The following is a 19,482-nucleotide window of genomic DNA, read 5'->3' as shown; positions in this document are numbered from 1 at the left end:
TTAATCTTTATTGTAAAACAAAAATGGCATTCCAAGGTGGAATACCATTTTTGATTTCATGTTATTTGACAATCTTCACATATTTCGTATTTCCGGTAATGTACCCGCCGGCAACGTGATACCTCAAAGCGCCATGATTAGAGACACTGTTTGCATGTGAGTAATCGTAGTTCTTGATCTTAATCTTGGTGCCCTTCTTGAAGGAAGTGTGACGATTGCGCTTACTCAAGTTCACATCTCGATAACGGTAGATTGCTTTTTTAACTTTGATATACCGGGGTTGTGCTTGTTTATCCATGGTGACCAGTTTCCGGTTCGCGGTAATGTATTGGCCGTTTGTCAGTACGAATCGGGTTGTCAAATTGTGCTTAACAATTTTGGTAACATGAAGAACCGTGCCTTGTTTGTAGTTTCTGGTCTTGGCAGTCAAATTCTTGTACATATAGGCATTGACCCCGCGCGGATTAATAACCGTCACGGTTGAGTGCATCGTCTGATAATAAACTGGACGAACGTATGCCCACTGTGCGGTGATATAACCTGTCTTGCCACGATTCTTAGTTAAGTGGTTCACATCGCGAACCTGGTAACGAAGGCGACCATTTGCGGAATGACCGTATCCAGTGACAACAAACATCGGCCGGTAAACGCGCGGCTTGGAAACGTAACCTGCTCGGCGTTCATGAGTACTAAACGTCGTATTTTGGTAGAGATAAATTTTCTTTAACGCGTACACAACGGTCCCTTTTGGTGCGGGTGTCGGGCTTGGTGCGGGTGTCGGGCTTGGCGTGGGCGTCGGTGTTGGAGTTGGCGTCGGGGACGGATTTGGATTTGGATTTGGATTTGGTGTTGGGGTGGGCGTCGGTTTCGGCGTTGGCGTTGGGGTGGGTGTCGTGTCCTTGGCAACATAGACAGTCAATTTTTGCGCCTGATTCGTCCAAGTAACCGTATTACTTGGCTGGGCTTGGCCAGATTTTAATTCGCTGGCATTTGCATAATGATAACCACTAGGAATGTTACTTATGATCTGACTCCCAATATCACTGGTTGAGTTCAGTGTGTGAGAATTCCCCAACAGTATGAAACTATCCAAACTGGTGCTTGGGGCATTGACATCTACATAGGAAACATTAATATTTTTAGATTCGCTTGGGTTGGCATTATTGATAATGTGGAATTTGGCTGGAATTGTTGCTGATTCATTGCCATCTTTGTTTACCGCGGTAATATTCAAAGTATAGTCACCCGCCGCAGGGGACTGTGGATCAAGTACTGGCGATCCATTTGCATATGCCGCCTTGAATGTATAGCCTTTAGCGATATCTTTTGATTGATCGGCCACATTATAATAATTATCATAAGCGGCTTGCACAAATTGGCGAATGAAGGCCTGCGACGTAACATCCCCAGCAATAAAGCCGTCTTGGTCAGTCTTCGCCAGGTCAAATGTTTTTTCAGGCTTAACTTTTAACTGTGGGGTGTAACCAACGCTGTCAGGGTTCAGGTATTTTAAGAATGCCTTGTGATCAGCAATCACTCCTGGATTACCACCAGTAGTAGCAACATGTGACACCAGATGAACCGTGTCTTTGGCACCATTGACCCCGTCACCCGTCAAACTATAGACGGTCTTTGTCGTTCCAATATAGAACAACACGTTGATTGTCCAGCCGGGCTTGAAATATTTCTGATTAAGGCGCGTCAGTTCAATCCCTTTGCCGTCAGAAGCTTGTTTGAGCGTATAATCACCCGAAGGAATTTGATAATATTGTGCAGGCTGATTGGTCTTTGAATAAGAATCAGCCCAAACTTGAACACCAGAAGGATCAATCTTGTGATTATCGCCATCAGCCGGTTTAATTACCCAATCGATTGAATCAGGCATATTATCAGCAACTGGAAACTTGACTTGCCCCGTGACACTCATTGCATCCTGATAGTGATAATAATTCAGAGTCGTTTCATCAGTTCCAACCGACAATCCGGCAGCATTGTTGACCCACCCATTGTTAGTGATATTGTTGGTCAAATTGGCAAAGCCATTGAATAGCGCTTGTGACATTTTAAACTGTGGGTTTGGTCCACCCCCATTGTCTGAACTACTCGAGATATTGATTGTGGTTGGATCAAAATTAATTGGGTGACCCGGATCACTATTCAACTTAAAGGAAGGAGTTACTTTAACGCCATTTAAATCTGTAGACGTGTTAATAACCCCATTGACCACAGCGGTCATCTGCTGAATTATGTTTAACTTGGCAGCATCATCTGTGTTGACCTTTAAGATAATTTGATTGCCCGAATGACTCAATTCAAAGTCATCTTTTGTTAGCCATGACGTTGCACTGGTATCTGTCGGTAACTCGAACGTAACGGCATCAGAATTGGTACTGAAAATAGGAGCTGAAAAGTTCAACACGAACTCATCACCCTTCTGCAGTCGCTGCTTCTGCTGTCCCGGAACATTCAACGATAACTGAAATTGGACACTATTGCCTGAATATAAGGTATCGTTATTTGAAAAGTTTTGCTTGTACTTTAGAACACTGTTGTCAACAGGCGTATAAGTGTCACCCGCAGCAGCTTTAGCAACACCGTTAAAGCCGGCGATTAAACCAAAAGTCAAGCACACTAGTCCGACAATCACCCATTTCAAACGACGAACTGTTAAATTATCATTTCTGTCTTTTACCATATAAACATTCCCCCAAAATAATCCGCATTTCCATATGTTCATTGTAATGTTATGGACGAACCATTTCAATTAACTTCGGAGGATTCAAAATACCAAGGAGAATCAGTTAATCCGCTAAACCACAGGATCTTGCGGACTTTTGTCCCGTTTTCATGTACAATTGACTTAAAAATAAGGAGGATTTCCCATGTCAACCTACAAAAACAAAGTCTACCTTGCATCCCCATTTTTCAGTGATGGTCAAAAAGATCGCATCGCCCAAGTGGTTGCCTTACTCAAGCAGAACCCAACCATCGATGCTGACGGCATATTCATTCCCCAAGACCACCAATTCGAATCCGAACCCTTCGGCAGCTTCAAATGGCAGGACGCCGTCTTCGCATCCGATATGCGCCAAGTACATAAAGCGGATGTCGTCGTTGCTATTTTGGATTATCAACTGGAAGAAGGCTTAACGGAACCTGATTCAGGCACAATCTTTGAAATCGGCTCAGCCCACGAGGCCAACATTCCAGTCATCATGGTCCAATTTGGTGAAAATGGTCAATTAAACCTAATGTTGGCCCGCAGCTACACCGCCTTCTTTAACGGCAAAGACGATATTCAAACTCTCAAGGATTACGATTTCAACAACCTCGAGCAAAAATATACCGAGAAAAAAGTTCTTTAATGATATGTAGAAAGACAACTCAAAAAGGAAGTGAAACATCAGGAACATCCTGATGGCTCACTTCCTTATTTTAGTTAATATTCTTTAAAATGAAAATGAATCAAATCAGCCAACTAATGATCACTCGGCACACCATTTTCTACCGGCAACGACAAATCAGCTTTGTCATCGGCAGGCAACAGATGAATTGCATGTTTCAACAGGAACGGCGCGATCAGCGTTGACAAAATAATGACCAGAATCAAATCTGAATAATACGAATCCGACAGTAGTCCAGAGGAGAAACCGATTTGAGCGGTAATCAACCCCATCTCGCCTCGAGAAATCATCCCCGAACCAATCATGTAACTACTGTTGAGGTTAAAGCCGTTGATAATTGCGCCCAGCCCGCAGCCAAATAGTTTACTGATACAGGCCAGAAAGGTCAAGACACCGACAAATAACAGTGAGTTGCCGATATTTGCGAACGACATGTTTAACCCGATACTGACAAAGAACATTGGCACGAATACCGCGTAGCCAATCGGTTCCATGTGATTCTCAATCGTCTCTCGATAAGGGGTATGGGCAACGGCGATGCCGGCAAAGAAAGCACCAACGGCACCGCTCAGGCCAACGGCTTCAGCGATATACGCCATTCCCAAACAAATGACCATCGAGGTAATCGTGACGCTGGAGGCCATGAGCAGGCGCTCGCCAATCTGCATCAGATAAGGAACAATCCACTTGACCATCAAATAGGTTAGGGCAAAAAAGGCAATTTGCTCGATAAAAATCAAAGCAAGATTGGAGGATGAATCACCGGTTTTAACACCGGCAGTCCCCATCACGCTAATCATAATCGACAGGAGAATGACGCCGATAATGTCATCGGCAACCGCAGCACCAAGAATCGTCGCTCCCTCTTTGGTATCCAAGGACTTATAATCCCGCAATACTTCAACGGAGATTGAGACGCTCGTCGCGCTGAAGACGACGCCGATAAAGATGGCTTCAAGTGGCGAGAACGAGAATGCCCAGCAGGCCCCGCCAATCATGATCACGGGGAAGATGACCCCAATAATCGCAACGATAATTGCCGGTCGCAAATATTTTCGCAGTAATTTCAGATTACTTTCCAGCCCACCGATAAACATCAAGATAATGACACCAATCTGGGAAAACAGATTAATCAAATTATCCAAATGAATCCAGCCCAGCATGGCCGGACCGACAACAATTCCAACCAGGATCTGGCCGATAACCGACGGAATCCCAATTCGATTCGCCAAGTGCCCAGCCAGTGTCGTCAATATCAGTAACAGACACAGGGCACCGATAAACGCCATGTCATGACCTCCTTTCTCATGATACTTATGTGTGTATAATCTATTATATGTGTTTTAGGTTCTATGTGAATATGTGTCGACAAATTAGTCGTTTTCGATCTGAGTTGTTTTAGCGCCCATCATGGCACCAATATAGTGAATGGCTAAGCCAATGATTAGTCCGATGGCGGCTGGCAACAACCAGTCCATCCCAAGTGAAGCGCCAGGAAGAAAGTCATCTAATTTCAAAATTGTGCTAGCAAATGCAGACTTGGAAATAATTGCCGGAGCTGCGGCGATCGCATCCAAAATCGCTGGGATAATGGTAAAGATGGTCGTCCAGATGTATACCCGACGGTCATGATTGAACAATGGTGAGGCAATTGAGAGAATAATCAGGGTAATGGCAAGTGGGTAGAGGAACATCAGCATTGGTGTTGACCAGGCAATAATTGTATCAAGGCCAAAGTTGGCAATTCCAAACGACATTCCGGTGGCGATGATTAACCAAGTTCGATAAGAAATTGATGGGAATTTAGCATGCAATGCTTCTGAGAATGAAGTCGAGAGTCCAACAGCAGTTGTCAAACATGTCAAGGTGGCCATCATTGCCAAGAGAATTTCACCGGTGATACCCATGAAATGATTGGCAATCTGGTTAAAGGCAATCCCACCATCAATGGATAACTTAAAACTACCAAGGCTGGTAGCACCCAACCAGATCAACGCGATATAAATAATGGCTTCAAGCCCGATGCCCAAGGCACCAGATTTCATAGTGGTCATTGAAATTTCTTTGGCACTAGTGGCGCCCAAGCTCTTAATGGCGGTAACGATAGCGATCCCGAAGAGTAACCCGGCGATACAATCCATCGTGTTATAACCTTGCAGGAAACCGTTGAGAATCGAACCATTTTGATAAGCGGCATCCGTAATTGGGGCCTTTGAAGCTGAGCTGATTGGGCTCATGAATGCAAACGCGAAAATGATCGCAAGTAATGCTAAGAATGCCGGGTTCAAAATTTTTCCAATTGAGTTAATAATTCCAGTGGGTTTACGTGATGCCCAGAAGGTGATCCCAAAGAAAATCAGTGAGTAAATCAACAGCCACATTGGTTGTTGCGTTGGATTCAAATGGCTGGCAAAGGCAATTTGAAATGGGGTTGTCGCCGTCCGGGGTGTCGCAAATAAGGGTCCAAGGGTCGCACAAACCAATACCATGAAGAAAGTCGCATAGCGGCTGCCGATTGGTTTGGCGAGATCATAAATTCCGTTACTGTGAGTAACTGCAATCGCAATAATAGCAAGTAAAGGCAATAATGTTCCAGTTAACAGAAACCCGATTCCAGCAGACATCCAGTGAGCACTAGCTAATTGTCCCAAGTGAATTGGGAAAATCAAGTTACCGGCACCGAAGAACATCCCAAACAACATTGAACCAATAATTAGATAATGTTTAAATGATAATTTCTTTGTATTATTTTCCATATTAAGCGCTCCTCATAATTTATATACGCTAAAATTCCCATTATTTTATGCTGATTGTTGGTGACTCGACTGATGCCGCCTGACTTGCTTCGATTTAACATGATTCTCATTTTGAAGACCTCCTTAATTGCAAATAAAAAACGTCCCTTAAGATCGATACGATCTTAAGGGACGTTTGCACGTGTTACCACCCAAATTCTCGACAGCTTCACAACTATCGACTCACCATGTACGGCCGAACGAATTCAGCGATACACTGGCGCTGTAATGGGCGCTCCCAACAAACACTCGCAGACTCGCTCGCATTTGTCGCTCGAAGGCTACTTTCATCGCTTAGGCTTTTGAATCGTTCTCACTTACCCGATTCTCCCTGAAAAAGTTCTAAGAGACTACTCTCCTTGTCTTAGCAAATTCTAATGTTTCTGATTGACACAAATACTAATACGATTTCTGATCGATGTCAACCAGTTTTATTTAACTAATTTTACGTTATGGGTGGTATAGGCTAAATGCCAACCTTTTGGCAATGATTGATGGGCAAATTTACCGGATAATTTGTTGGATTTAAGAATAACCACTCCGGATTTAAGACCTTTCACATCTTTCACTACCAGTTTACCGCCTAGTTTAGCAGTACCGGATACGGAAACCTTGTCGCCAGAGTTGAGGTTCAAGCTGCCTTTGCCACTTTGCGTGTAATTACCTTTGACCACAACATTCTTGGCAGAGAGGGTTAAGTTACCACCCGCTAAAGTCAAACTGCCGTCACCCAAGGCGTTGTCATTTTCAGCTGCCAGGGTTCCTGCTTTGACAGTGGTACCGCCCTTGTACGAGTTATTTCCAAGCAAGCTCAGGGATCCTGAACCTTCCTTAGTCAAGCCGCCCTTACCGGAAATGTTATTCTTCCAAGTGTCGGCTGCGTTAAAGCCGCCTTTGGAAGCATCCATGTTCACGGTGACGTTGTCCAAGAAGGATCCAAAACCGTTAGCAGCTTCAAAGAGGTTCAAACGGCCCCAACCTTCAGTATCATCAGTCATTGGGTAACCTGATGGAATACCAGTGGTGTAGAGGACTTCACGTCTTTGAGTAGCATTTAGATATGGTAATCTGGTTTGTAAGAGGACTTCAGCGCCCTTTGGGACAACCATTGGCTTAGTGGTGTCACCAATTGGTGAGAAGCCATAGGTCAATCGATAGGTGTAATTCTTCAGGTTGGTTTGGTAATCGCTAAAGTCGTCCTTGGCTGATTTATCCTGAGCCTTGGCCAAATCTTTTTGCGTGTCCTGGTAGGCTTGGCTGATCAGCTGCTTGTTGTCCGGATCGTTTAAGGTCGCAGCTGTCATTGCTGTTCCGATCACCCGGCCACCCATAACAGCTAACGGTGAGTGTCGTCCGGCAAGTACTCGGTCATAGCCGACTTCCGAAGAACGGGTAATCAATTGTTGATAGCGCTCTGGGAACAGGTAGGCCAAGGTTTCACCGGTTTCAAATGCGGCGGTTGTATGGCCGCTTGGGAAATCATAATCGTTGGCGGCAGCAGAAGCCATTACGTTCTTCAAGTATGGGTTAACTTTGACTTGATCGCTTTGACGATAAGGACGGGTATATTTGATGTAAGCCTTTGGCGTCCCTGTGCCAGACCATGCTGAATCTTCTGCAATATCAACCAGCTTAACCGCGGAACCGAGAGTTGAGTTTTCATCTGCCCACTGCATCGAGCTGTAGGGTGAACCTGCGGGAAGCGGTGCATCGGGAACGGCATTAAAATCAGTCTGAGCGTTGGTATCCTTGATAAATGCCGGAGCGTAGGGACCAAAACCACTAATCAGGTTATATCGCAGGTCCCGCCGGTCAGTTAAGTATGAACGGTCAATTTCTGCTTGCGAAGCACCGTTGGTAATTTGAATTGATTTGTCCAAATTGTCTTGGAGCACTTTTTGATTCGTCTTTGTACCGTCAGTTGGATTCCAATAACTTAAAAAGGTATTGTTGAACAACGCGATCGCCGGATTGGTGTCCGGAGTCGAGTTGGTCTTCACATTCTCCTTATAGTGATCGACGAAATACCCATATGAAGCTGGAACCGGATTCAACTCGTTTGAGACACTGGTATCCGACTTGGCGTTTACCTTCACATCATTACCTTGAACACCCAAAATTGCAGCTCCGGTCAACGTCAGCACAAAGGCGCTTTTCAGAACCGTTTTCAAGATCGTACTGCTATGTCTACTTCCCATGCTTAATCCTCCCAAGATGAAATAATTTCTATGAAACGATTATCAGAACAACAAGTATCAGCAAAACCACAAACGATATTTCCCAACCCAACTTGGGGGTATGTTTGATTTCGTATAACATTGTTGACATGATCACACCATCCTTTAGATAGTCCCTGATAGCCATTTCTGATTCAACTTTAGTGTACTGGGATGACGTAAATTACCCGCAAAATATTTGTAAAAAGTGGGTAAATGTTGATGTTTCACATGAAACATTCTGTTAGATTGGCGGCCTGCGTGCATCTGCTCTATAATGTCGGCAAGGGGTGATGACTTTGAACAAACATCTAACACTTTTAATCGCAACCGGATCTCTACTGACGGCCGCCATTGTTTCAATGCAAATACCGACCACAGTGGATGCTAAAGTAAAAATCACAACCAATCAGTCTTACAAGAAAACATCATTTTTGATCAATTCCAACCGAAACGCCTATGTTTGGAATGCCAAATACAATCAAAAGTTACATAATTTAAAAAATTACCCGCGGACAAATTTCTATTCAACCAAGCGGGTCACGATTCGGACCAATCATTATTTTGGAAGTTATTACTACATTCATAATGCCAACAATAAGATCAAGGGCTATGTTTGGCACGGCTTTCTCATCAAAGGAACCTACTACAAGGGTGGCTTTTATCGCTACCCCACCTTCAACGTACTGCTTTCCAACCAGCCGTATCGTCGTGGCGGTATGAGTCGGATCGGCGAATGGGATGCTTCTGGTGTGTATGCATCTTCGAATCGTATTCATGGGACTGTTAATCAAAATGAGCTAAAACCGTTTGCGACAACCCCTGCCCTCAATGATCAAAAACAGGCCCTGACATATCTAAAGCAAAACTGGTCTTATCTCCCTGAGATGTTGAACTATGGTCAGCATAATGGCGCGCGAATTGTGATGCGGAAAGTTTACTATGGAACCAATCAATGGCTAAAGGTTCCCATGATCGATATTCTTAACGGCCCAGCCATCAGTGGCAATTGGGAAGAAATCAATCCATTTGCGGCGGTTTTGGATTTGTCAAAATTGCCCAACGGCGCCAAGCCAATCGCCAATTACGATGTTAGCCAAGTAACCGTCTTACCGCTGGGGAGCCGGGCTTTTGATTTTCCTGATCCAAGTGCTCAAGTCACTAATTACAACAGTGGCCCAATCACGCGTATTTACGGCAACAACTTGGGCCCCAATCATAATCTCTCCCTGGTTGATTTGAACCGTTGGCTGCATTACGTTCCGACCAATGATATTTTTAAGCTTTCCAACACTCAGCCAACCTTGAAAGACGGTATCTGGTACTTTGCTCCCAGCTTTGAAAGTGGAGTTGGTTCAGGTACCCATCTTCAGCAAATGCTCAACCAAATCAATCCAACTCAGTCACCTTACTATCGGACAATGACTGGTGAGGGCTTCATCCAGGCACACTATGAAAATGGTCACTGGCACGAACAGTTTGAACTCTCGACAAATTTACCGGCCTTCAATAAAGGGAACGGGATCACCCTCACAATTTCCAAAATGATCACCAAATCATCAGGATCCAGTTCATACACCACTGCTGACAACGCTAATGCTAAAATCGTCAAGCATTTTGACAGTAATGATGCCGATGTTTCGGATTACTTCTTCAAGCCGGCAAACTACTATGAAACATTTTTGAATAATGACTAACAATGAGAGTCCGTTAGAAACGACAAACAGTTCAATATCAAACGAAGCGTTAGGTCATTTGATGAGGTTCCCACAACCGGAAGGAAAGTTTCACAAAGTATCTGAAATCGTTTTCTTTTATTTGCAAGTGTTTCTAAGCAAAAAAATCAAAGTTTGTGAACCAAATGGTTGCACTCAGTTTCAAAAGGCGTTATATTTTTAAACATACTTATAAAAAGTAAGCATTACACTTTAGATTTAGGAGTGATTAATTTATGGCAAAAATGACAGCTGGTCAAGCCTTGGCCAAAGTACTGGTAAGCTGGGATATTGACCATTTGTACGGGATCACCGCTGACTCAATCAATAACACCGTTGACGGTCTCTATCAGGAACGTGACAAAATTAAATACATTCAGGTTCGCCATGAGGAAGTTGGCTCCCTCGCCGCAACCGCCGACGCCAAATTGACTGGTAAAGTCGGTGTCAGCTTTGGCTCTGCTGGTCCTGGGGCAACGCATCTCTTCAACGGATTATATGATGCCAAGATGGATCATGCACCCGTGGTTGCAATCGTGGGTCAATCAGCAACGCCAATTATGAATACCTATTTCTTCCAAGAAATGGACCAGGATCCGTTGTTTGTTGACTTAACTGATTTTCATAAACAAGTCACCAATCCGGAACAAATTCCCTACGTGATGGATGAGGCTATTCGCTATGCCTATCGGACCAAGGGCCCGGCAGTTGTAATCATTCCGGATAATCTATCGGGTGAAGAAATTGATTTTGAACCTTATAAAACTGCCAAAGTCTTAAAACCGGCCACCACCGTGAATGTTGACCAAAACGCTGTCGACCAAGTCTATGATTTACTCAAACAAGCAAAGCATCCCGTCTTATGGGCAGGCCTTGGCTTGAAAGATGCTCGAGATGAAGTCGTTGCCTTCTCAGAACGATTCAGTGTGCCGGTGCTCACCACCGCTCCGGCAACCGGGGTTATGCCGACCGATCATCCCAACTTTATGGGATCGCGGGGACGTCTGGGAACCAAGCCGGGCTTTGAGGTAACTCAGGCAGCCGACTTAATTATCCTGGCAGGAACCAATTACCCATTCAGCCGTTTCCTGCCCAAGGGGATCAAATTTGTTCAAATCAACAATAACGTTGAAGATTTAGGGAAACAGCATGACATTGACCTGACTGTTTTAGCCGATGCCAAACCGTTCCTGGCCAAATTAAATGAAAAAGAACCAATAGCCCCAACCCCATTCCTGAAGGCTGCTCAAAAGGATAAGCAGAACTGGGATGCCTGGTTGAATAAAGTCGCTGACGATGAACATGATGGTTTAGCACCGGAAGCAGTTATCCGGGCCATCAAGGAAAATAGTGATGACAACGCGGTGTTTGGCCTCGACGTTGGTAACAACTTAATGTGGTCTATCCGCCAATTACCATTTAACCAGGACCAAAAGTTCAGTATGTCAGCTTGGTTTGGAACGATGGGCTACGCCTTACCAGCAAGTATCGCCGGTAAATTGAGTTACCCAGATCGCCAGGTTTTCAGCATTTCTGGTGACGGTGGCTTCTCAATGGTGATGCAGGATCTGCTGACTCAAGTGCAATATCAGCTGCCAATCATCAATGTCGTTCTTGAAAACGGCGCATTCGGTTACATTCAGCATGAAAAGATCACTGCAAGCCAGGAACCATATGGTATCCACTTCATTGGTGCCAATTGGGCCGGCTTTGCTGACGACATGGGTGCGATTGGCATCCAAGTCACCGATCGGCAGTCGCTGAAGGCCGCATTCGAAAAAATTAAGGAACTCCAAGCAAATGGCAACACCAAGCCAATCTTAATCGATGCCAAGGTCAAGAACCAGGATCCAGTTGATACCAGCTTCATGCCAATCGATCCCGACCAATTCGATCAAGCAACCATTGACACTTATACCAAGCAATCAAATTTGTTTGATCAACCAGCTCTTTCAACCTTGCTGAAAGAAGAAAGCAACAGTTAAAGATACTTGAATGCAGCAAACCATAAAAAGCCACCAATGGACGATCAATCCACTGGTGGCTTTAATTAGCGATGAATCATTTTCAATAATTAATTAGCCCCTGCTCACCTTTGATCCCAGCCGAGATGAACCACGAACGATTATACAATCGATACCCCGTTAAATTAGCAAGCCAGGGCTTTGAGAAGTGAAGTAAAATCGGATGTTGTAATGAGGCTCGTTTTGAATTTTTGTATATCCGTCTGAATTGAGGGGGCATTATTCTACTTATTATGTGATGCCGACTACTCGCTCACTCATTAGTCAGCCACAATCGCCTCGCCAGCATCCTTGTCATCCTTACCCAGCAGGTCGCTCACTTCTTGACGGCGACCATAAACGTAAGTCAATGAGAAACTAACCACAAAAGCAATGACCATGCTAATCAAGAATGCCGGGATGGCGTTGGTCGCAATACTAATGAATCCCAAAACACTATTAGAGCCTAGTGAGACTGCCAAAACATGGGTAAGTCCCAAATAAACTGAGGCGACAGCCGAACCGATCATTGAGGCGATGAATGGGAACTTTAACTTAAGATTAATCCCAAACATTGCCGGTTCCGTGATTCCCAGCAAAGCGGACATACTAGCTGATGACGCCAGTCCCCGCTGTTGCTTATCCTTAGTTAAAAAGAAAACCGCTAGTGCCGAAGCACCCTGAGCAATATTTGATACTGACGCAATCGGAAAAATGAAACTGCCACCGGTTTGTTTCACGTTAGCAATTAGCTGGGTCTCGATTGCTGGAAAACTCTGATGCAGGCCTGTAATGACCAAAGGTGCATAGAACAAGCCTAAGACGCCTGTTCCAAAGGCCCCCGAAGTCTGGTACAACCACAATAAACCGTTGGTTAAGCCATCGCTGACATCCCGCATAACTGGGCCAACAATCATAAAGGTCAAAATTCCAGTCAATAAAATCGTAATGAGTGGTGCAAATGTATAATCAAGTGCTTCTGGAAGTCTTTTATGGCACTGTTTCTCAATGACTGACAGCAGCCAGGCCACCGCCAACATTGGAATGACGGATCCCTGATAGCCTGCTTGGGCGACTGGCATCCCCAAAATGTGCCAATAACCAAGTGAATGATTGGCAACCGCATTGCTCACATCGTAGCCACTTACAAGGGCGGGCGACACCATCATCATCCCCATGGCAGCTCCTAAGTATGGATTCCCACCAAAGCGCTTGGTGGCTGAGAATCCAATTAAGACCGGTAAAAATGCGAACGGTGCGTTAGCCAAGACATTAATAAACGCCGCAAATCCTTTAAACTGAGGGTATGCAGCAACTAAAGAAGCAGTCATAAATAGGTGGGGCGCCACTAAAACATTGTGAAGTGCCATTAGCAAACCAGCCGCCACGATTGCGGGAATGATTGGAACAAAGATATCAGCCAATAAGTTAATGAATCCGAGAAATCCTTTTTGGGTCTTTTTAATCGTTGTGATAAACAAATGCATATCCTCCTCAAAATAGTCACTTCGAACCATTCTACAAGTTTTCGTCACAGATGCAAGAAGATTGACAGAATTTCTTGCCTGAAAGCACCTCTACAAACGTTTTCATTACCATTTCCATGGACAGACAACATCTATCAAAAAATCTGTCTTAACTTGGGATTATAACCACACACTGTGGTTGCTTGTGCTATGATTTGAGAGGAAGTTTCACATGAAACAATTTGACCATTGGAGGGTCTGCAAGTGACTAAGTATAAAGTTCAATCATTAGTATTCATCCTCGTTGCCTTTATGTTGGGGTGCAACGAATTCATTGTTGTCGGGATTCTGCCGGATTTATCGGCCCAATTTCACACGCCAATCTCAACCATGGGTTACTTGGTCACCATCTTCGCGATGGTTTACGCCGTCAGTACACCATTTGTCACAATCCTAACAAGTCGGTACAGTCGCTATAAAACCCTGTTAACCCTAATGATTGTCTTTTTGATTGGTAACACACTCAGTGCCCTTTCAATTGGCTACCTAACCATGATGGCCTCCAGAATCATCACCGCAACGACAGCCGGGTCAATCATTTCACTGATCATGACTTTCGCCAGCACAATTGCACCACGGGACAAACGGGCTTCACTGGTTTCTTGGATCTTTGCCGGCTTCAGCATTGCGTCAGTCTTTGGGGTGCCAATCGGCGTTGCCGTCAGCACAAGCTTCGGTTGGCGTTACACCTTCTGGGGAATTTCGGTTATTAGCATTCTGACCTTTATATTGTTAACACAAATCCTGCCAAAGAAAGTTAAGCAGACAACCAGCACCATCAAAAATCAGCTGACAATTTTATTGGATCCCCGAATCTATTACGGTGTCTTCCTGGTCTTATTCACGGCCGCAACCATGTACGGCTACTACACATATATTCGCCCGCTGCTCACCACGTCGATGGGCTTCAGTACCCAGAGTTTGAACTGGCTGTTGTTCATCATCGGGATTATGAGTATCATCAGTAATCGGCTATCAGGAATGCTGGCCGAAAAACCAAACAGCCTGCAAAAGGTACCGCTCTTTTACGTTGTCGATATCCTCTTACTGGCAGTTTTTCCATTTGCATTACACAGTAAAATTGTCGGTCTGGCCATCATGCTGATCCTGACATTGATTGTGACAATCATCAATTCACCGGTTCAAATTCATTTCCTAAATCTGGCAGAATCAGAATACCCACAGTCGCTGGTCTTTGCATCATCCCTGAGTTCAATTTTCTTCAATTTTGGTATTTCCCTGGGATCCGCGACGGCTTCGAGTTTAGTGGGCATTGTTGGCCTGGATAGAATCAGTATTGGATCGGTTGTTTTTGCAGTTCTTTCGCTTGGTTCGCTATTTTTGATTAACCGGGCCATTAAGGCGCATTCGTCGACGAAGGCAGGAGACTAGTTTGGCGCCTTGCATTCGCGATATGTTAAATCCATCACACACTTAAACGCCGTTCTGAATGTCCCTTAAAATCTGTCTCAAATATTGACTTCAATCCAAATACCATCAGTTAACGCGTGATATTTTATCACTGTTTCCCAATAGTACCGTTTCCAAGCCATTAAGTCGGTATGCGTTGTTTCGTGAACCTAAGGATAAGATTGTTAATAATGTAGCTACTTTCAAGGCAATGGATGACTTTTTGAATGTCAAAAACCGGTTAACCAACCAGCAGCGGTTAGCAAAAATTAAGGCAATTCTAGTGGCTAACGGCTATACTGCTGCTAAACGTCAAAAGGAATACGTCATCGGCATCTACCTGACTAACTTCCAGTGGTCCGATCAATATGACACTGGCAATATGCATCAAGGGTTTGTGATTGGAACCAAATAAGGAGATACTTAAGGACAACAGTTGCTTCGTATGGATGTTTCATTGACCCAAATACGTAACTTTTTTTAATGCGTGTAATGATTGTTAGGGGGCATTTCCCCCTGATATGATATAGTCAAAGTGCCAAAAAGTCCTGATAGGATGAACACCCAAGCCCCAACAGATACAAATTGTTGAGGACTTTTCTTATTGATGATAGGAGAAATGAAGTATGCACAAGAAGATACTATGGTTGATTCAATTTGCGATTAATTGCAGTTTCATGATTTATTTGGCAAACTTCCCGTCAAATGCAGTTTATTCTGGATCAGGGTGGTCCATTTTAATTGGTCTATTTCTTGTAATCATTGCGGTTGTTGCAGCGATTATTTTGACAAATTTGGTTACAGAAAGATGAATGGCCTTTACTGGATGTAAGCTGATCCCAGAGACAACTTTTAAGAGAGGGGATAATGAATAAATCATCTCTCAAAAGAAAGGAATTTTCCCATGCCAACCCGTCACTTGACCGACAAACAAAAAATGCCCTATTAATTACACTAATGAGGCGCTGATGAAAAGAACTGCCGAACCAGACAACTCTCATTCAAATTAATTGCTTTCACATGCATATGAATTACACTGAGTTTGTATAAATACAAACAAAGGAGCGATTTTGATGAAAGCATTCGGTTACGAAAAAAATGGCGGTCCCGAGGTGTTTCAGGAGTATGAAGTCCCAACCCCCGAAATCAAATCCAATCAGATCTTAATCAAAACGGAAGCCTTCAACTTAAATAACTTTGAAGCATTACAGCGAGCTGGTCAATTCAAACCAGTCGACCACCGAATCATCCCCGGAAGAGACGTGGCCGGCTTTGTTGAAAAAGTTGGCGAAGATGTCACTGGTTTTGATATTGGTGATCGGGTTGTCGCTCACGGCCATCATTCCTACGCTGAATATTCAATTGGCGAGGATTCCAATACCGTCTTAATCCCCAGTGGTGTTCCCTATCTAGCCGCAGCTGGGATTGTGACTCCCGGTCTGGCCGCTTATAAAGGTGTTCACCTGTTTGGCAAAGTTCAAGCCGGCCAAACCGTTGTCGTGAAGGGGGCTTCTGGCGGGGTTGGCTCACTTGCCGCCCAAATTGCCATGGATGTTGGTGCCAAAGTCATCGGCATCGGTTCCAGCGAAAATGAAGAATATGTCAAATCATTGGGCGTTGATCAATACGTTGCTTACGACCAGGAAGATCCAGCAGAAGTTTTGGCAGACACAGCTGATGTCGTGATTGATGCTGCATTAAACGGCAACGGCGCCGAAAGTGACGTCAAAATCGTTAAAGATGACGGAATTGTCGCCAGTGTTGCCGACAACGATGCGCCAACCGATAAAACGGTTCATTTCAATCACATTCACCCAACCCAGGAAATCTCGGATGATGATGCTTTGAATGCCATGTTAAAACTGATGGCGGCAGGCAAACTCAAAATTCGTATCGGTTACAAGCTACCATTTACCCTCGACGGGGTCATTAAGGGCCATCAACTGCTGGACTCCAAGCACGCCGGCCGAATTGTGATTGCCAAGTAAGATTGTGATAAACAGAAATACTGAAACGCAAAAAGGTCAGAACATCATTCACCAGAATGATGCCCTGACCTTTTAATTTGGATTTATTTCATCTCAACTTAAATCCCTTATTTCGAAGAATCCTTGCCCTTATCTTTATCCTTCACAATTGCCTCAGAGTATAGTTTGTCAACCAGCTCAGGATTTGATTTGCCAGGATTCAGTTCGACAATCTGGCCGGCAGCCGAATAAACAATCCACTCCGCCAGGTTGACGATGTGATCACCAATTCGTTCAAGAAGTTTAATCACCATAAAGTAACTGGAGCTGGCCGCGATCGTTGCGGTATCTGATTGCACGGCCTCGGTAATTTCATCCCTAATTAACAGATACTGTTCATCAACTTTGACGTCATTGTCGGATAACTTTTTAGCGGCGTCGGCATCGCTCTTCACATAAGCATCCAATGCACTCTCCAACATATCTCGGACTTCTTCGGTCATCTTGGCAATGGCCTTTTCAACCTTGGGAATCCGGGGATTACCTTTTACACGAATAGTTTCGCGAGCCATACTAACCGCATGATCACCAATTCGTTCCAAATCAGAACTGGCTTTTAAAATACTGATGATTACCCGAAAGTCGGTCGCAACCGGCTGTTGTAAGGCAATCAAGCTCAAAGCCTGTTTTTCCAATTTCATTTCATCTGAATTGGTTTCCTCGTCGGCATCGATGACTTCTTGGGCGGCTTTTTTATCATGCTCAATAAATGCCGTAGTTGATTTATAAATTTGTTCACTGATCGTCAGGCCCATTTCCACAAACCGGCCGTGGAGCTTTTTTAACTCGTCGTCAAATAATTCTCTCATCGTCTCTATTCCTCCTAGCCAAACTTTCCGTTCAAATAATCGCTGGTCTTCTCATCATCGGGGTGAATAAACATCTTCTCGGTCTTGCTGAATTCGACCAGATCGCCGTTCAAGAGAAAGGCGGTCTTATCTGAAATTCGTGAGGCCTGCTGCATGTTATGGGTCACGATGATGATGGTGTATTGGTTGCGGATATTTAACAAAGTATCCTCAATTTTGGCACTTGAAATTGGATCCAGAGCGGACGTTGGCTCATCCAACAGCACCACTTCGGGCTGAACTGCCAGCACTCTGGCAACACAGATTCGCTGCTGCTGACCACCTGAAAATGACAGGGCATTATCGTAAAGGTGGTCTTTGACCTCATCCCAGATCGCTGCCTGCTTCAAGCTGGTTTCAACCCGCTCATCCAAAACGTGCTTATCCTTCTCACCAGCCAGCCGCAGTCCATAAGCGACATTTTCATAGACGCTGAATGGGAACGGATTGGGCTGTTGGAACACCATGCCAACCCGCTTTCGCAGGTCAACAATGTCTGTTCCGGGGGCGTAAATATCTTCGTCTTCAAGCTTCATCGATCCGGTAATCGTGACCCCTTTAATTAAATCGTTCATCCGATTGAGACAACGCAGATAAGTCGACTTCCCACAGCCGGATGGGCCGATTAAAGCTGTGATATCGTGTTCTTCAAAGTCCAAACTAATGCCATGGAGCGCCTCTTTGGGTCCATAACTTAAATGGACATCTTTACTCGTAATGATTTTTGGCATTGTTCAGCCTCCTAACCGAAGTTCCCGGAGATATAATCTTCGGTTGCCTTTATTTGTGGTGTCGTAAATATTTTCTCAGTCACGTCGTATTCCAGAACATGGCCCATGTGGAAGAATGCGGTGTAGTCCGCGATTCGTGACGCCTGTTGCATATTATGGGTCACAATAATAATGGAGTAATTCTTGCGAAGTTCCATTAAGGTGTCCTCAATTTTGGCAGTGGAAATTGGATCCAGCGCACTTGCCGGTTCGTCTAAGAGGAGGATATCCGGCTTCATTGCAACACATCTGGCGATACAAAGCCGCTGAGCCTGACCGCCTGATAAGGCCAAGGCACTTTTATCAAGATCATCTTTAACCTCATCCCAAAGAGCGGCGGCCTTCAGGCTTTCCTCAACGCGTTTATTAAGCTCTTGCTTGTCCTTGATACCATTGCGTTTGAGAGCAAAGGTGATATTTTCACGAATCGATTTGGCAAACGGATTGGGACGCTGAAACACCATACTGATATGCTTGCGAACTTCATAGACGTTAATCTTTTTTGAATTAATATCCATATCCCGATACATAATTTTTCCTTGAACGGTCGCAATCCGGTCGTTCATCCGGTTCAGACAGCGTAAATAGGTCGATTTACCGGATCCGGAAGCCCCAATCAAAGCGGTAATGCGATGTCGGGGAAATTGTAAGGTGGCGTCGTGCATGGCGTGGTTGTCACCATAAAACACCTGCAGGTTTTCGGTGGTCATCGCTTTTTCTAACGGAATATCGATAATGTGCGTTTTATTATAGTCATATTCTTGCATA

14 protein-coding genes and 1 other annotated feature are annotated in these 19,482 nt (G+C 44.5%); of the genes, 6 read left to right on the top strand and 8 right to left on the bottom strand.

Annotated features, from left to right (window positions below; all coding sequences use genetic code 11):
- Positions 1–61: 61 nt before the first annotated feature.
- Positions 62–2,695 carry a DUF5776 domain-containing protein gene (locus tag KE627_RS12300; protein WP_225424203.1) on the bottom strand — a complete coding sequence of 878 codons (2,634 nt, stop codon included), beginning with the start codon at positions 2,693–2,695 and terminating at the stop codon, positions 62–64.
- A 187-nt stretch (positions 2,696–2,882) separates the two neighbouring features.
- Here KE627_RS12300 and KE627_RS06200 point away from each other — a divergent pair, with 187 nt between their 5' ends.
- Positions 2,883–3,365, top strand: a complete 483-nt coding sequence (locus tag KE627_RS06200; protein ID WP_013729081.1) for a nucleoside 2-deoxyribosyltransferase — start codon at positions 2,883–2,885, stop codon at positions 3,363–3,365.
- A gap of 113 nt (positions 3,366–3,478) precedes the next feature.
- Here the strand turns inward: KE627_RS06200 and KE627_RS06195 are convergent, their stop codons facing one another.
- From KE627_RS06195 to KE627_RS06185, 3 genes are all read right to left on the bottom strand, one after another.
- Positions 3,479–4,693, bottom strand: a complete 1,215-nt coding sequence (locus tag KE627_RS06195; RefSeq protein WP_013729082.1) for a cation:proton antiporter — start codon at positions 4,691–4,693, stop codon at positions 3,479–3,481.
- Positions 4,694–4,777: 84 nt separating this feature from the next.
- Complete coding sequence (brnQ, locus tag KE627_RS06190) at positions 4,778–6,160, bottom strand: branched-chain amino acid transport system II carrier protein (RefSeq protein WP_056938842.1); 1,383 nt, start codon at positions 6,158–6,160, stop codon at positions 4,778–4,780.
- Positions 6,161–6,324: 164 nt separating this feature from the next.
- Positions 6,325–6,574, bottom strand: a binding site (T-box leader).
- 56 nt (positions 6,575–6,630) lie between these two features.
- On the bottom strand, positions 6,631–8,397 hold the full coding sequence (locus KE627_RS06185; protein WP_056938843.1) for a phosphatase PAP2 family protein: 1,767 nt from the start codon (positions 8,395–8,397) through the stop codon (positions 6,631–6,633).
- 311 nt (positions 8,398–8,708) lie between these two features.
- On the opposite strand from KE627_RS06185, the gene KE627_RS06180 reads away from it, so the two are divergent.
- Positions 8,709–10,112 carry a hypothetical protein gene (locus KE627_RS06180; RefSeq protein WP_013729086.1) on the top strand — a complete coding sequence of 468 codons (1,404 nt, stop codon included), beginning with the start codon at positions 8,709–8,711 and terminating at the stop codon, positions 10,110–10,112.
- Positions 10,113–10,366: 254 nt separating this feature from the next.
- Positions 10,367–12,115, top strand: a complete 1,749-nt coding sequence (locus tag KE627_RS06175) for a thiamine pyrophosphate-dependent enzyme (protein ID WP_056938844.1) — start codon at positions 10,367–10,369, stop codon at positions 12,113–12,115.
- A gap of 299 nt (positions 12,116–12,414) precedes the next feature.
- Here KE627_RS06175 and KE627_RS06170 read toward each other — a convergent pair whose 3' ends face one another.
- Positions 12,415–13,620, bottom strand: a complete 1,206-nt coding sequence (locus tag KE627_RS06170; protein WP_013729088.1) for a PTS transporter subunit EIIC — start codon at positions 13,618–13,620, stop codon at positions 12,415–12,417.
- A 243-nt stretch (positions 13,621–13,863) separates the two neighbouring features.
- Here KE627_RS06170 and KE627_RS06165 point away from each other — a divergent pair, with 243 nt between their 5' ends.
- From KE627_RS06165 to KE627_RS06155, 3 genes are all read left to right on the top strand, one after another.
- Positions 13,864–15,051: an MFS transporter gene (locus KE627_RS06165; protein ID WP_013729089.1), complete on the top strand. Its 1,188-nt coding sequence runs from the start codon at positions 13,864–13,866 to the stop codon at positions 15,049–15,051.
- Positions 15,052–15,226: 175 nt separating this feature from the next.
- Entirely contained in the window at positions 15,227–15,484 is a 258-nt protein-coding gene (locus KE627_RS06160) for a hypothetical protein (protein WP_013729090.1), read from the top strand.
- 658 nt (positions 15,485–16,142) lie between these two features.
- The gene (locus tag KE627_RS06155; RefSeq protein ID WP_013729092.1) at positions 16,143–17,057 is read left to right on the top strand and encodes an NADP-dependent oxidoreductase; all 915 of its coding nucleotides are present in this window, start codon (positions 16,143–16,145) and stop codon (positions 17,055–17,057) included.
- Between the two features lie 107 nt (positions 17,058–17,164).
- Here the strand turns inward: KE627_RS06155 and phoU are convergent, their stop codons facing one another.
- From phoU to pstB (KE627_RS06140), 3 genes are read right to left on the bottom strand one after another with little or no spacing between them, the layout of a single operon-like run.
- Entirely contained in the window at positions 17,165–17,905 is a 741-nt protein-coding gene (gene phoU / locus KE627_RS06150) for a phosphate signaling complex protein PhoU (protein ID WP_013729093.1), read from the bottom strand.
- Between the two features lie 14 nt (positions 17,906–17,919).
- Entirely contained in the window at positions 17,920–18,675 is a 756-nt protein-coding gene (pstB, locus tag KE627_RS06145; protein ID WP_013729094.1) for a phosphate ABC transporter ATP-binding protein PstB, read from the bottom strand.
- A gap of 11 nt (positions 18,676–18,686) precedes the next feature.
- The gene (gene pstB, locus KE627_RS06140; protein WP_013729095.1) at positions 18,687–19,481 is read right to left on the bottom strand and encodes a phosphate ABC transporter ATP-binding protein PstB; all 795 of its coding nucleotides are present in this window, start codon (positions 19,479–19,481) and stop codon (positions 18,687–18,689) included.
- Position 19,482: the final 1 nt, after the last annotated feature.

This window comes from Lentilactobacillus buchneri (assembly GCF_018314255.1).
Taxonomy (GTDB): Bacteria; Bacillota; Bacilli; order Lactobacillales; family Lactobacillaceae; genus Lentilactobacillus; species Lentilactobacillus buchneri.
Note: the sequence above shows the minus strand (reverse complement) of the source record. Positions and strands in the feature narration are given on the sequence as shown.